Here is a 15,461-nt window from a genome sequence, read left to right on the forward strand (position 1 = left end):
GTTTTCGTCTCCCAACAGCTTTTTCGACTCCGTGCCCCGGGTGCCCCCGCATTCGGGTAGGGAAGGTTGTTGCCTTGCCCCAGGGCTTGGCCTGTAGTGCCGATGTATTCGCAGTTTTTGCGGCAATCATCTTTTCGGCAAGCTTTTTCTTTTGGTTTTTCTTGCCTGTTTAATATTTATGTATATATTTGCAAGACCTAAATCCTTTTGTTCCATCAATATAAGAGTGCTTATGATCAAAACATTTACCCATTCGTGGACGTCGTTCCACAGTCGGGCCATCTTGCTTTTTCTGGCATCGGTTCTATCCCTGTCGGCATCGGCGCAGAGCCGGCAGCAGAAAAAAGCCATCAAAGCCCAGTCGCGCTTAGTGCTCTTGCAGCGAACACAGCAGCTTGTCACGCCAAGCGAGGAGCAGCGCAAGCTCATCCGCCGGCGTGCCCAACGCCTGAAACTCCCCCTCGACACGGTGGTCGCAGGGCGCAGCGTCAGGCTCGACGGCTTTTGGCCCGATGGGCGTCCGCGCTATCTTGCCACCTTTTCCCGTGCTTCGGCGCAACTAATGCACACTGCAGACCTCTGGCAAGGCAACAGTATATACGACCTCGAAGGCGAGGGCATTACGCTTTTCCAATGGGACGGCGGCATGCCCTTGGCAAGCCACAGGGAGTTTGGTGGCCGCGTCATGGCGATGGAGCCAAACATAGAGGCAATCGACCATAGCACATCTGTTGCTTCAACGATGGTGGCATCGGGCGTAGACCCACGAGCCCACGGCATGGCCCCGCGAGCCCTCCTCAAGGCCTACGACTGGGACAACGACCTGTACGAGATTGCCGGCGTAATGGCCGATGGCAACTTGCTTGCCAACGCTTCCTACGGGGCATTGTGCGGATGGGTATTTGGGGATTATGGCCCGGGCCCGGGATATTACTGGGTAGGCCTCGACAACCAAACGGAAGACCCTGCCTTTGGCGCCTATACGGACCGCGACCAGCTCTTCGACCAGCTCACACTCCTTTCGCCATATTACCTTCATGTGCTCGCCGCCGGCAATGCCAACGGCGACGGCCCAGGGCCGAGAGACGACCGCTACGTGTTCGACACGGTAAAGCAGCGGTGGGTGGCTTCAACCAAAGAGCGCAGCCGCAATGGCGGGGAGCATGGATTCGATTGCATACCGACGGGGTCGCTCTCGAAGAACGCCCTTGTCGTCGGGGCGGTGTCGAAAGAGGATGCCCTCGGGGGCACGTGGTCCCCGGCCGACTTCTCGAGTACCGGCCCCACCAACGACGGTCGCATAAAGCCAGATATCTCCGCCATAGGCACAAGCGTATTCATGGCCACGTCTTATGGCGACAAGGCGTATGGCTTCAACGGCGGAACCTCGTTTGCAGCCCCCATAGTGACCGGTTCGCTGGGTCTTCTTCAAGAGTTCTACAGCCGCCGGAATCAAGGACAGTTCATGCGTGCCGCCACGCTTCGCGCCCTTGTCATAGGTACCGCCGAGGAGGCCGGTGATGCAGCGGGGCCCGACTATAAGATGGGGTGGGGCATACTCAACACCCTCGCCGCAGCCAACGCAATTGCCGACGACCTGAAGCGTAGCCTTATCCTCGAGGAAACACTTGCCGAAGGGCAAGGCTTTGAAAAGAAAGTGACCGCACGCGGCGGCGAACCTCTCCGGGTGACCATTGCCTGGGCCGATGCCGCTTCAGACAAGCTGACCAGTCTTGGCGTGGTAAACGACCGTACGGCAATGCTCGTCAACGACCTCGACTTGCGCATCATTGCCCCCGACGGGGTGACGATGCTTCCATGGCATCTCGATGTCTGCAACCCGGCTGCACCTGCCACACGGGCCGACAACAACGTCGACAATGTAGAGCAAGTCGTTGTCGACAATCCCATCGCCGGCGGGCAATACACTATAAGGATTACTCACAAGGGGCAGCTGCAAACCTCGCAGATAGAGGAGGAGGGCGGCGACGGAGATGCATATCACGTATCCCTTGTTCCTGTCGAATCACAAGACTTCTCGCTCGTGGCAACGGGCATAGATGCCGTAGGCAGCGATGTCGGCATTGTGGCGTTGAAGCCCGGCGTCGACCCCGACGGCTTTACCGCGTCGACCCCTGTGACGGTCGAGGTGGCCAATATGGGGCATGAGGCTGTGGGGCAGGTAGTGGTCAACCTGACCGTCGAGGCCGAGGATGCCGACATTGCTGCGCAGACTCTGCGCAGTGAGGCCTTCGGGCTGGCTGTCGGCGAGAAGAAAACGCTGACTTTCATGGCCGACCTCAGCATGGGTTTCGTAAGATTCAAGCTCAAGGCTACCGTTGAGGCAGCAGCCGACGAGGTCGTTTCCAATAATTTCGCTGCCCTTACGACCATGGGGACGGCCGTAGACATGTGCCCCCCTGCTGCTGAGTGCCTTTTCGATTTTGAGAAACCGCTCGACCAAAGCGGCTGGACCGTCGTGGATGTCAATGGTGACAAGTCGACCTGGACAACAGAAAGCAATACCCTCATGGCCTACAACGGTGAGGGATATGCGCTCAACTACCCCAACTTCACGCGGGGAGCCAGCGACTGGCTCATCAGTTGCCCTGTACGTGTAAATCCCGGGCAGACCTACAGGCTGTCGTTCTGGTCACGCCGCTTCGACAAAGCTGCCGAGCAGCTCCTCGTTGCACTTGGCACAGAGGCCAAGCCTGCGTCTATGACCAAGCAACTGGCTAAGGTCAACGTAGAAAGCGACAAGAAATATGGCCGTACGGTAGTGGCCTTCACACCCGAGAGCAACCTCGTCTACATCGGGTTCAACCATGCCGACGGCGGAAGGGGAAAGGCGTTTGCAGTCGGTCTCGATGACATTCGCCTCGAACACGCCGCCTCAAAGCCCGACCCGGCTTTTGAGACGAATGATAGGAAAGTCTCCCGATATGACGATGTGCACCTCGTCAACACCACTTACTCAGACCCGTCACACCCCGTGACGCGATGGGAGTGGAGCTTCTCGCCCTCAACTGTGACGTTTGTCGATGGGAATGCCGGGAGCATGTCGCCGACAGTGCGTTTTACAGCCGACGGGAAATACTCGATAACCCTCGTCGCAACCAACGACATGGGGTTGAGAACATTCACCCGGACAGACTATTGCGAGGCTTATACACAGCCGATAAAGGCCGATTTTGAGGCTGCAGCGCGCGTCATCACGGCCGGCGAAGCGGTTTCGCTTAAAAACACTACCACAGGATTCCCGGCCGCCGACACTTACGCTTGGACAGTCACGCCAGCAGACGGTGTTGCTTTCGAGAACGGTGGCGCCACCGTGCGCGATCCTTTGATACGCTTCAGCCTTCCGGGCAAGTATACCATCGCGATGACAGCAACCGGCCGCAGCGGGTCGAATACTGTGACAAAGCAAGACTTCATCACCGTCAACGATAACCACGCGATGGTGCGCAACCTCACCGGAAGCCTTGATGCCGAGACAGGGATGGTCACGCTCTCATGGGTGAAACCCCTACTTCAGCCTATCTACAAGGAAGATTTCGAGGGATATGGCGCAGCCGGCTTCCCGGCAGACATACGCGTCATAGACGCCAACAACGACGGGAACACCTTCAAGATAAATACTCAGCAAGCTTATGAGGGTAGGGCTGCACTGTGTTGTTACAACTATGATTTCAACGCAAGGGAAGCCGTCGACATGGATGATTGGGCGGTGTTGCCGAAGATGCCAGCCGGTGCTGAAGAGCTGAAGCTGGCGATGAAGAAAGGCTACGAACGCTTCGATGTCTATGTGGTAGAGGCAGACGGCGACAGGCAACCCACGGCAGGTGACTTGGAGAAAGGCCACAAGATTTTGTCGGGCGACGGCGACGATACATCATGGGACTGGTCAAGCCAGACAATCGACCTCGCGCCATACACAAGCAAAGATTTCTATATCGCCTTCCATCATAGGTCGACAGCAAAAGACGCCTATGCGCTGGGCTTTATGGTTGACGACGTCACCATTGGCTATCGTGACGAATTGGCTGTCGCTTCTTCAGCAAAAGCGGGCAGACATGGAAACCATGCCGCCATTCCAACTACGCTGTCGGAGAAACTCATCTTCCACATGGAGAAGGCAAGAGGCCACGGCGCCACGGCGCAGCGCTTTGAAAAGGCCGCCGTGAAGGCGGTGCGGAGCATGGCGGATAATCCTGTGCTTATCGGCTATGACGTCAAGCATGGCGGTTCGACGATATTCACTACCAACGATATCCATGCAACCCGCTATCAGGTAACCCACAGCGGAGAAGACGGCCGCTATTATGTCGCTGCGCTTTATGCCGACGGCCACCGCTCCGAAGCGGCCATGGTCGATGTAGTGGCTACCGGTATGGCGGCCTTGCCCGAGAAGAGCGCCCTCAGATGGGAGCAGACAGGCAGCCGCAAGTATCGTGTGTCGGTGGAAGGCCGCGTCATCGAGAAGCTGGAAATATGGAATCCAGAAGGGCAAAAGGTATGTCAGCTATCTCCCGGGGCCGAAGTGGCGCAGGCAGACTTGACAGCCCTTGCGTCAGGGGTCTATGTCATACGTATTACTACAGATCAAGGGGCAGCCATTGTCTTCAAGCAGACTGTCCGTTAATATTCCTTTCCTAAAACCAATTTAGTTATGAAGCATTTTATCAAGAAAACAGTTCTTATGCTGCTGGGCACTATGATGGCCGTAGTGGCATCGGCGCAAGACTTCTCTAAGCGCGAAGCTTCGCTCTCGAGCTTGGTAAGCCTTTCAGTCACACGGAGTGACGTTGGTGACAACCAGACAGCCTTCCCCGTGGCGAGTGATGAAATCATCAGCGAAGAGAATCCTCCTGCCGGCACCGTCGTTGACAACCTCACGCGCTCTGGTTTTGGACTTTATTCGGATGGGTTGAGCATCAAGCCCAATTTCCAGGAGGCAAAGAAGGCTGAGATTATTCTCGGAGAAGACGGCAACATCTACATCAAGCGTTTCTTCTCTAAAATATTCACCTTCTCATATCTGAAGCTGACACACCTTGAAGGCGACCGCTATGTGGCGCATACGCCGCAGCTGATGTATGTCAAATACGATGGCACGAAGCTGTATGCATCGCGGCTTGTCCTCACGCCTGTCAATAATAATCTTACGTGGGCGCTCGAATACAGCGACGATGGGAAAACTGTCAATGGCGACGTGTTCTTTACATACAAGGACGGTGTGCTGACTATGGAGGGTGAAGGGGAATACCCTAACACTGTGTTGCCCAAGATGATCATTGGCGAGGTGGAACAGACGGGCGATTGGGACGGCTACGGTGATACCGATCTCGTATTTGAGCCATTCGACGAAGAAAAGACCGTTCTGCCAGAAGGCGTGGAGCCCCAGAAATTCATACTCACCTATCAAAACCAATTGATGGAAAACCGTGCGGTCAACATCAAGGCTTATCTGACCGACAAGGATTTCTATTTCATCAATCCCTTCTGGGAAAGCGTCAAAAAGGAAAGAGATGAATCCCAGTGGATTCACGGAACGATAGAAAACGGGCGTGTCATCCTTAAGTCACAGTATGTAGGCTACAACCGGGACGATAATGCGTATACCTTTTTTGTTCCTTCCACGGTGACAGTTGAGACGGACGAGGATTCGGGAGAGAAATACTACAGGCATCGCGTAGCTCCACTCTTGGAAATGGAACTCGACCTCGCAAGTCAGAGGGTCTCGGCGACAACCAACGCCGGCTTTTCTATCAACGAGGGTAAAAGGCTTATCTACCCCTTCGAGCTCTACGCCGGGCCTGTTATCCAGGCCGTGCCCGATGTTGCGCTTACGCCAAAGGCCCCCGTTATCCATGAATCGGAATTTGACGAAGATTTTGGAATCGGCGTCATGTTTGATGTAGACATGAAGAGCGAAGAGGGTGAATTCATGGCACCCGAAAAGCTTTACTTCAATGTCTTGATGGGTGAGGGCAATACTCCTGTAGTCTTCACGGTAACAGATGACAATGGCGAAAACGAACAGCGCGTCATCGACGTTCCTTATGGAATGAACGACAGGGAGAATTTTTACTATAAAAACGAAATGCAAATCTTTTATGTAGAGGCCAGTGAGCCACAACGAGTAGGCATCCAAATGGTCTACAAGGGTGGAAACACATCTACTAAGTCGGCAATCACGTGGCTTGAAGACGCGGCGGGAATAGAATCGCTGACCAGTGACGGAAAGGCTGAATTCTTCGATCTCAACGGCAATGCTGTCAAGAATCCCAAGAAGGGTGTCTACCTGATGCGCTCCAAGGGTAAGGATGGAAAGACCGTGGTTAAGAAGGTTGTCCGTTGAGGAAAGGCTTTGCAGCGTCGTGATGGCGGGGATAAGCGTCGCCGCACGATAGACATGATGTAGCGCGATTGCCAGTAAGGTGTCATTACTTTACGGCAATCGCGCTTATTGTTGTTGCAGGCTCGTTTGCATAGGGCTCTTCATTGGGGGCGTTTCCCAGTGCAAGGGGGTAAGGGATCGTGGCGGGCAGCCCCTCAATTGTTTGCTCCGCTAATCTTGGAGCGTCGCTTTCTGTACTCAGTTGCATTCTTGCCAGTGTCGACGGCCTGGTTGACGCATTGTTGCCCGGCCCTGGGGCAGGCGCCGTTTGGCTTGCCGTTTTACGGCAACGATGCTTCCGGCGTGGCTTTGCAATTCGCAAGGGCGCCTTGCCGTAGCCCGAAGTGTCTCTGCCGGGCTTGTATGCCACATAGAGATACAGCCGAGTTACCTCATGGCGTATGCTGCCGTTTACGGTTTGGCAGGCATATTCCAAGGCGTTGTCGGCAGCCCCTTCTTCATAAGCCGCACAGGCAGCCCAGCAAGCCGCTTGGGTTAGAGGTGCGTCGTTTTTAGCGTGGCGGCGTCTCTTCCGGGTGTGGTGAGCTATGCAGGGTTGGCGTACAGCAGCGCAGGATGATATGCGCACCATGAAAAATAGAGCCATTTAGTTTGTTGGTATGAGAAATAAAGGCTATCTTTGCAAAATGCAAGCACACCGCAACCATGCTGTCACCCGAAGCCGGTTTGGCAGCGTTGAACAGTTCCTGGCACAGGGGCATGCAGCGGCGTTGCGCTTGCAGGGCTTATGTTTCAAAATGAAAGTGGTGTGGCGCGTATTTCGCTTCATCAATAACCTGTTGACTTAAAAATACATCAAGATGTAGTATTTATGGCTGTTTTATTGTCATTTTGCAATAATATGTGCATAAAAGGCCTCTTGTCCAACTTTTTTATTGGAAAACATTTTGCCGTTTCGCTAAAGTTTGCTTACTTTGCATTTTGATAACCGTGGCGCTTCGGCTTTCGTCGTGGCCCGATATGGTCACCGTCCGGCGATGCGCCTGCTTTGATATTGTTTATAACAAAAGATACGAAAGACTTATGGCAGAAAAATTGGAAGTAAAGGAACTCGACCAGGTGGTGGTGAGGTTCTCAGGTGATTCCGGCGACGGCATGCAGCTGGCCGGCAACATCTTCTCCACGGTGTCGGCCACTGTGGGCAACGGCATATCCACGTTTCCCGACTACCCGGCCGACATACGCGCCCCGCAAGGCTCGCTCACGGGCGTGTCGGGTTTTCAGGTGCACATCGGAGCGGGCCGTGTCTACACCCCGGGCGACAAGTGCGACGTGCTTGTGGCCATGAATGCCGCCGCCCTGAAGACACAGTATCGCTTTGCAAAGCCGCAGGCCACGATCATCATCGACACCGACAGCTTCGGCCCGAAAGACCTTGAGAAGGCCAAGTTTGCCACCGACGACTACCTCGGCGAGATGGGCATCGACCCCGACCGCGTGGTGGCCTGCCCGATGACGCAGATGGTTAAGACCTGCCTGGCCGACAGCGGCATGGACAACAAGAGCATGCTCAAGTGCCGCAACATGTTTGCCCTGGGCATAGTCTGCTGGCTGTTCAACCGCGACCTGAGCTTTGTCGAGGCTTTCCTGCGCGAGAAGTTCGACAAGAAGCCGCTCATTGCCGAGAGCAACGTCAAGGTGGTTAACGCCGGCTTCGACTACGCCGCCAACACCCACCAGAGCGTGCCGGCCACATATCGCATCGACTCCAGGCACAAGGTGCCGGGCCGCTACATGGACATCACAGGCAACAAGGCCACTGCCTACGGCCTCATTGCCGCCGCCGAGCGCGCGGGGCTGAAGCTCTTCCTGGGCTCTTACCCCATCACGCCTGCCACCGACATATTGCACGAGCTGGCCAAGCACAAGTCGTGCGGGGTCATCACCGTGCAGTGTGAAGACGAGATATCGGGCTGCGCCAGTGCCATCGGGGCTTCGTTTGCCGGAGCGCTGGCCGCCACTTCCACCTCGGGCCCGGGTATATGCCTCAAGTCGGAGGCCATGAACCTGGCCGTCATCGACGAGCTGCCGCTCGTGATTGTCGACGTGCAGCGCGGAGGCCCATCCACCGGACTGCCCACCAAGAGCGAGCAGACCGACCTGTTGCAGGTGCTCTTCGGCCGCAACGGCGAGAGCCCCATGCCGGTGATAGCGGCCACAAGCCCCACCAACTGCTTCGACGCTGCCTACGCCGCCGCCAAGATTGCCCTCGAGCACCTCACGCCCGTGGTGCTGCTCACCGACGCCTTCGTGGCCAACGGCTCCGGCGCATGGCGACTGCCCGACATCGCACAGCTGCCAGAGATACACCCCCACTACGCACCGGCCGAGCAGAAAGGCCACTACACCCCATACAGGCGCGACCCCGAGTCGGGCGTGCGCTACTGGGCCGTGCCTGGGCAGGAGGGATTTGAGCACATCCTCGGCGGACTGGAGAAGGACGGCGATACCGGTGCCATATCCACCGACCCCGAAAACCACGACAAGATGTGCCGCCTCAGGGCCATGAAGGTGTTCAAGATACCCGTGCCCGACGTAGAGGTGCAGGGCGACGCCGACGACGCCGAACTGCTCATCGTGGGCTTCGGTGGCACCTTCGGCCATCTATATTCGGCCATGGAGGAGCTCAGGGCCATGGGCAACAAGGTGGCGCTGGCACACTTCAGCTACATCAACCCGCTGCCGCGCAACACCGACGAGGTGCTCATGCGCTACAAGAAGGTGGTGGTGGCCGAGCAAAACCTCGGTCAGTTTGCCGCCTACCTGCGCATGAAGGTCGACAACTTCGTGCCCTACCAGTTCAACCAGGTCAAGGGCCAGCCGTTCGTCGTGGCCGAGCTTGTGAAGGCGTTCAGTAAGATAATTAAGAATTAAGAGTTAAAAATTAAGAGAATATGCATTGCGAAAATCTCATGGAAGACCGTAGCAACGCCTTTGCCTTGCGTATAGTCGAGGCTTATAAGATGAAATATGACGCGCATGGCTCTTAGCGGAGCTGTATTCTTCGATATTCATCTCTGATTTTTTTAATTTTTAATCTTTAACTTTTAACAATATGGAATATTTACCAAACGATTATAAGAAGGGGCAACCGAGGTGGTGTCCCGGTTGCGGCGACCATTTCTTCCTGGCTTCGCTGCACAAGGCAATGGCCGAGCTTGGCGTGCCGCCTTACGAGACTGCAGTGATATCTGGCATCGGGTGCTCAAGCCGACTGCCGTATTATGTCAACACCTATGCAATGCAGACCGTCCACGGGCGTGCCGCTGCCATTGCCACGGGGGCCAAGGTGGCCAACCAGAAGCTGGCCGTGTGGCAGGTGAGCGGCGACGGCGACGGCCTCGCCATCGGCGGCAACCACTTCATCCACGCCATGCGCCGCAATGTCGACATCAACATCATATTGCTCAACAACCGCATCTACGGCCTAACCAAGGGCCAGTATTCGCCCACGTCGCCGCGCGGGTTCGTGTCGAAGTCGAGCCCATACGGCACTGTGGAAGACCCGTTCCGCCCCGCCGAGCTGTGCTTCGGAGCCCGCGGCCATTTCTTCGCACGCTCCGTGGCCACCGATGCGCCCGAGACGGTGGACATACTCAAGGCGGCCTACCGCCACAAGGGAGCCGCAGTGTGCGAGATACTGCAAAACTGCGTCATCTTCAACAACGGCACGTTCGAGAGTGTCTACACCAAGGATGGCCGCAAGAAAAACGCCATCTACGTGCGCCACGGCCAACCGCTGCTATTCGGCGAGAACAATGAGTACGGCCTCATGCAGCAGGGCTTCGGCCTTAAGGTGGTGAAGCTCGGCGAGAACGGCGTGACAGAGAAAGACATCCTCGTGCACGACGCCCACTGCATGGACGACACGCTGCAGCTCAAGCTGGCCATGATGGACAACGAGCACGGCTTCCCCGTGGCCCTCGGCATCATACGCGACGTTGAGGCCCCGGCCTACGACGATGCCGTAAACCGGCAGATAGAGGAGGTGAGCGCCAAGAAGAAGTACCACAACTTCATGGAGCTGCTCGAGACCAACGACATCTGGGAGGTGAAGTGACACTACGCCTTCGCCCGGCGTGGGCCCTCAGCGTGGGGCGCCGTCGTGGCAAAAGGGGCTTTGGCGCCATTCAATACGGGCCGTTTCACATTGTGAGACGGCCCGTATCGTGTTTCTGTCTCGTTGCCGTGGCAAATGGCGGCGCACGATGGCGGTTGCCCTCGGTGACTTAGGGCGGGCCCGGGCTTTGCGGCCGGTGGCCTGCCGGTGGCTTCGGCCCGTTGCCGCAGGGCAGGCCTGGCCAGAAGGCCGTTGCGGGTTTTCGGCGTGCTGCCGGCGTCATTCAATGCTCGATATGGTCACGTCGTCAAACTCGTCCATGTAGTCTATGAGGCGTTCGTTGTGATTGCCGCGCTTCACCTTTATTTCGATGCTCGCCTCAAATATCTCGCCTTGCGACGTCCGTCGGTCGCGCAGCTCATAAGAGTAAAGTTCTATGCAGTCGTCCTTTATCTGGTCTACAACCCTCTTGACGCTTTCTTTGGTGGTAGCGGTGAATGTCAGTTGCACTGTGGTGGTGCCGACGGTCGGTATGAATGAGTTTATCACTTCCAGCCCGACAAGCACCAAGGCCGTGGCTATGGCGGCCGCAACATACATGCCTGTGCCACAGGCCAGCCCTATGGCCGCCGTCACCCATATCCCGGCAGCTGTGGTAAGGCCGCGCACCACGTTTTTTTGGAATATTATGGTTCCTGCCCCGAGGAATCCAATGCCTGATACCACCTGTGCCGCCACCCTTGACGAGTCTTTTGTGTCAATTCCAAATCCGTATTGCGACACTATGCAGAAGAGCGCACTGCCCAGCGCCACCAGGAAGTGCGTGCGGAACCCCGCCTCCTTTGAGCGGTATTCGCGTTCAATCCCGATTATTCCTCCCAGCAAAAGGGCTATGAAAAGCCTTAGCGTTATTTCCAATGTCATATCCATATTGTGTGTGTTTTGTTTGGTTTGTTGGGCTTTCTGTGCCCGGTTACCGTTGTTTGGCAATCCCTTTTTGGTGCAACGCACAATCAGGCTGTGGCATAGGTGGTATGTTCCCGTGCCATTTGCCATCGCGCTGCCGCCATCCGTTGTCGTCGGTCCTTGTCGGCAGTGTTGCCCGTCGTGTCGTTTTAAAGTGCTTAATGGGGTTGGCCCGTCTTGCCGACAGGCCAACCCCTGTTTGTCAAATCCCGTTTTGTCTGTTGCGCCGGGGCCGTTGTCCGTGTGCAGCGGCCGTCTTTCGACCCACGTTTGCGGCTAAAAGTCTTTTTGCCGGTGCCCCTTCCGGCTCATGTCCCCATGTTTGCGCCATGTCCCTCGGCTGGCGTCCTTGCCCCAGGCCGGTTGCGCCTCAGCCTTTGCCTTGGCGGGCAAGCTCAGCGGTCAGTTCCCTCATGCCCTCCGACGCTCCTTTCATTATGTGCATGAACCGTCGCCCGCCGCCCGCCATCACTGGCTTGGGGTCTATGAGGTAAATTGGCGCCGAGGGCCTGACATACTGCACCAGGCCTGCTGCGGGATATACGTTGAGCGACGTGCCGATGATGATGAATATGTCGGCCGCGGCCGCCTCCTTCGCCGCCGGCTCAATCATGGGCACCGCCTCGCCGAAGAACACTATGAACGGGCGCAGCAGCGAACCGTCGGCAGCCAGCGTGCCGGGCTTCACCTCGCAGTTGTCGGCCGTCAGCGTCTGTATGTATCGCGGGTCGTAGGGGTCGCGGCTGGAGCACACCTTCATCAGTTCGCCGTGCAGGTGGATTACCTTTGTCGAGCCCGCCTGCTCGTGCAGGTTGTCAACGTTCTGCGTCACCACCGTCACGTCGTAGTCGTTTTCCAGGGCGGCCACCAGCCTGTGGCCCTCGTTGGGCCTGGCGGCGGCGAGCTGCCTGCGCCGTTCGTTGTAGAATTTCGTCACCAGCGCCGGGTCGGCCTCCCAGCCCTCGTGCGACGCCACCTGCTGCACCGGATACTCCTCCCACAAGCCTCCGGCGTCGCGAAAAGTCTTCAGTCCGCTCTCGGCCGACATGCCGGCCCCTGTAAGCACCACAATCTTCTTCATGTCCATGTCGTTTTGTCGTTTGTCGCAGCGCGGCCGCGCATCGCCACCGATGGTAGGCTGTGGCTGCCTGCACTCCTTAACAATGCACAAAAATAGTAATTTTTCGCGAAATATGTCCATCGAATCGGATAAAATAAGTATCTTTGCACGCTTTCAAAAACATTGCACACATATAATAAGTATAAAATGGACAAACTAAGCTACGCTTTGGGCTTGGGCATAGGGCGCCAGTTGGCGCAGATGGGCGCAAGCAACATGAACATAGACGACTTCGCTGCGGCAATCAAGGACGTGATAGCCGGCGGCGACCTGAAGATGACCAACCGCGAGGCACAGGCCATCGTGCAGGACTACTTCGCCAAGCAAGAGGAGAAACTCAACGCCGAGCGCGCCGAGCAGGGCAAGGCCGCCAAGGCCGAAGGCGAGAACTACCTGGCCGACAACGCCAAGAAAGACGGCGTGGTGGTGCTGCCCAGCGGCCTTCAGTATATGGTCATAAAGGAGGGCACGGGCCGCAAGCCCAAGGCAACTGACAGCGTGAAGTGCCACTACGAGGGCTTCCTCACCGACGGCACCCTGTTCGACAGCAGCCTTCAGCGCGGCGAGCCGGCAGTGTTCGGCCTGCAGCAGGTGATAGCCGGATGGACCGAGGGCCTGCAGCTCATGCAGGAGGGCGCCAAGTACCGCTTCTTCATACCCTACAAGCTGGGCTACGGCGAGTCGGGGGCGGGCCAGTCCATACCGCCATACTCGGCCCTGGTGTTCGACGTAGAGCTCATCAAGGTGATGTAATCCCAATGTGGAAAGAAGAAAACGAAACAAACATAAATCAATGAAAAAGCTAACAGTTGTAGCCTCTATGGCTATCGCAGCCGCAATGTTGTCTTCTTGCGGCAACTCCACTCCTAAGGCCAGCCTTAAGAGTGACGTCGACTCCATGAGCTATGCCATCGGCGTTGGGCAGGCCCAGGGCCTGAAGGAGTATCTCGTTTACCGCATGGGTGTTGACACCACCTACATGGACGAGTTTGTAAAGGGCCTCAACGAGGGCGCCAGCGCAGGCGACGACAAGAAGAAGGCCGCCTACTATGCAGGCATACAGATTGGCCAGCAGATATCAACCCAGCTGGTTAAGGGCATCAACCACGAAGTGTTCGGCGACGACTCCACACAGACCGTATCCATGAAGAACCTCATGGCCGGTTTCATCGGCAGCGTCACGGGCAAGAAAGGCCTCATGACCGTCGAGCAGGCCCAGCAGGTTGCCAACATGAAGATACGCCAGATAAAGGCCAAGAGCATGGAGAAGATATACGGCGACAACAAGAAGAAGGGTGAGCAGTTCCTTGCCGCCAACGCCAAGAAGCCCGGTGTGAAGGTGCTTCCCAGCGGTGTGCAGTACAAGGTGATAAAGGAAGGCACGGGAGCCATGCCGGCCGACACATCAATGGTGAAGGTAAACTATGAGGGCCGCACCATCGACGGCAAGGTGTTCGACAGCTCCTACAAGCGCAACAAGCCCATCGAGCTGCGCTGCAACCAGACCATCAAGGGATGGACCGACGCCCTCGTGCACATGCCCGTAGGCTCCGTGTGGGAGGTTTACATACCCCAGGAACTGGCCTACGGCGAGCGTGAGCAGGTAGACATCAAGCCTTTCTCTGTCCTCGTCTTCAAGATTGAGCTGATATCAATAGGCAAGTAACTTTAATTTAAAATACAGTCAGAGGCGGGTGGTGCATCCGCCTCTGACCTTATTCCTACAAACCGTATGAAGAAAACACTTATGTTGGCGCTTGTCGTGCTGGCAAGCGCATCGTTCAATGTGGCCTATGCCGCAAAGAAAAAGAAGAAAAAGGCAGAAGAGACGGTGCAGCCGGTGCAGCTGGCCAGTCCGTCCGACTCGCTGAGCTATGTGGTGGGCATGGTCATGACCAACGGCCTCATACCCTACCTGCAGCAGGCCGAGGGCGTTGACACGGCCTACATGGCCGACTTCATCCGCGGCTTCAACGAGATGATCAAGTCGGGCGACGACCCCAAGGTAAAGGCCTACTCGGCCGGCATGGGCATAGCCGCACGCCTGAAGGGCCAGATGCTCGAAGGCATGAAGAAAGAGTTTACCGACACGCCCGACACCATCGTGGCCCCGCTCGTTTACCGTGGCTTCACCGATGCGCTGCAGGGCGACACCACGGTGATGAAGGCCGATGAGGCCGAGGCCGCGTTCAAGGCCAAGCGCGAGTACAACAAGGCTGCCAAGGACGAGAAGCTCTACGGCCCCAACCGCGAGGCCGGCAAGCAGTTCCTGGCCGAAAACGCCAAGAAAGACAGCGTGGTTACGCTGCCCAGCGGCCTGCAGTACAAGGTGCTGGTGAAGGGCACGGGCGATATTCCCGCCAAGAGCGACCGCGTGCAGGTAAACTATGAGGGCCGGCTCATCGACGGGACGGTGTTCGACAGCTCGTCGAAGCATGGCTCAAAGCCTGCCACCTTCCGTGCCGACCAGGTGATAAAGGGATGGACCGAGGCGCTGACCATGATGTCCGTCGGCAGCAAGTGGCAGCTGTTCATACCCCAGGAACTGGCCTACGGCGAGCGCCAGGCAGGCCAGATCAAGCCCTACAGCGCGCTCATCTTCACCGTCGAGCTGGTGGGCATCGACAAGCCCGAAGCCAAGTCGGGCACCAAGGCCGGTGTCGACGAGGGTGCCAAGGTGAAGAAGGTGGCTCCGAAGGCCAGGAAATGAGCTTTTTTTACGCCGGCCATGCCATATAGTGTGGCAGCGGCGTCAACAGGCAGTGTCGGCCGGTGGCCTCGCGGCAGAGCGATTTGCGGCGGGCCGCCACCGGCCGGCGGTTGTTTTTGTTCGGGCCATGGTGCCGTCGGCGGCCCCCTTTTCGTACGATTTTACCTTTTTCCGTACGATT

General features: G+C 56.9%; 10 protein-coding genes. 8 read left to right on the forward strand and 2 right to left on the reverse strand.

Annotated features, from left to right (window positions below; all coding sequences use genetic code 11):
• Positions 1-232: 232 nt before the first annotated feature.
• The 5 genes from H6B30_RS10505 to H6B30_RS10525 all read left to right on the forward strand — a co-directional run bounded on the left by H6B30_RS10505 (position 233) and on the right by H6B30_RS10525 (position 10,484).
• Entirely contained in the window at positions 233-4,645 is a 4,413-nt protein-coding gene (locus tag H6B30_RS10505) for a choice-of-anchor J domain-containing protein (RefSeq protein ID WP_205110375.1), read from the forward strand.
• A gap of 27 nt (positions 4,646-4,672) precedes the next feature.
• Complete coding sequence (locus tag H6B30_RS10510) at positions 4,673-6,364, forward strand: hypothetical protein (RefSeq protein ID WP_205110377.1); 1,692 nt, start codon at positions 4,673-4,675, stop codon at positions 6,362-6,364.
• Between the two features lie 659 nt (positions 6,365-7,023).
• Positions 7,024-7,212 (forward strand): hypothetical protein, encoded by a 189-nt coding sequence (locus H6B30_RS10515; protein WP_205110379.1) that lies wholly within the window; start codon positions 7,024-7,026, stop codon positions 7,210-7,212.
• Between the two features lie 235 nt (positions 7,213-7,447).
• Positions 7,448-9,298: a 2-oxoacid:acceptor oxidoreductase subunit alpha gene (locus H6B30_RS10520; protein WP_205110381.1), complete on the forward strand. Its 1,851-nt coding sequence runs from the start codon at positions 7,448-7,450 to the stop codon at positions 9,296-9,298.
• Between the two features lie 181 nt (positions 9,299-9,479).
• Positions 9,480-10,484: a 2-oxoacid:ferredoxin oxidoreductase subunit beta gene (locus H6B30_RS10525; RefSeq protein WP_205110383.1), complete on the forward strand. Its 1,005-nt coding sequence runs from the start codon at positions 9,480-9,482 to the stop codon at positions 10,482-10,484.
• A 279-nt stretch (positions 10,485-10,763) separates the two neighbouring features.
• On the opposite strand, the gene H6B30_RS10530 is transcribed toward H6B30_RS10525, so the two are convergent.
• Together H6B30_RS10530 and H6B30_RS10535 are read right to left on the reverse strand one after the other, a co-directional pair.
• Positions 10,764-11,414, reverse strand: a complete 651-nt coding sequence (locus H6B30_RS10530) for an MgtC/SapB family protein (RefSeq protein ID WP_205110385.1) — start codon at positions 11,412-11,414, stop codon at positions 10,764-10,766.
• Between the two features lie 406 nt (positions 11,415-11,820).
• Entirely contained in the window at positions 11,821-12,531 is a 711-nt protein-coding gene (locus tag H6B30_RS10535; protein WP_205110460.1) for a Sir2 family NAD-dependent protein deacetylase, read from the reverse strand.
• A 186-nt stretch (positions 12,532-12,717) separates the two neighbouring features.
• Here H6B30_RS10535 and bamJ (H6B30_RS10540) point away from each other — a divergent pair, with 186 nt between their 5' ends.
• The 3 genes from bamJ (H6B30_RS10540) to bamJ (H6B30_RS10550) all read left to right on the forward strand — a co-directional run bounded on the left by bamJ (H6B30_RS10540) (position 12,718) and on the right by bamJ (H6B30_RS10550) (position 15,280).
• Positions 12,718-13,323, forward strand: a complete 606-nt coding sequence (gene bamJ / locus H6B30_RS10540) for a BamJ family beta-barrel-assembly machinery protein (RefSeq protein WP_205110387.1) — start codon at positions 12,718-12,720, stop codon at positions 13,321-13,323.
• Between the two features lie 40 nt (positions 13,324-13,363).
• The gene (bamJ, locus tag H6B30_RS10545; protein ID WP_205110389.1) at positions 13,364-14,236 is read left to right on the forward strand and encodes a BamJ family beta-barrel-assembly machinery protein; all 873 of its coding nucleotides are present in this window, start codon (positions 13,364-13,366) and stop codon (positions 14,234-14,236) included.
• A 66-nt stretch (positions 14,237-14,302) separates the two neighbouring features.
• A complete protein-coding gene (gene bamJ / locus H6B30_RS10550; RefSeq protein ID WP_205110391.1) occupies positions 14,303-15,280 on the forward strand; it encodes a BamJ family beta-barrel-assembly machinery protein in 978 nt (325 codons plus the stop codon).
• Positions 15,281-15,461 lie beyond the last annotated feature (181 nt).

Origin of the sequence: Marseilla massiliensis (assembly GCF_016899955.1) — a bacterium.
GTDB lineage: Bacteria > Bacteroidota > Bacteroidia > Bacteroidales > Bacteroidaceae > Prevotella > Prevotella intestinigallinarum.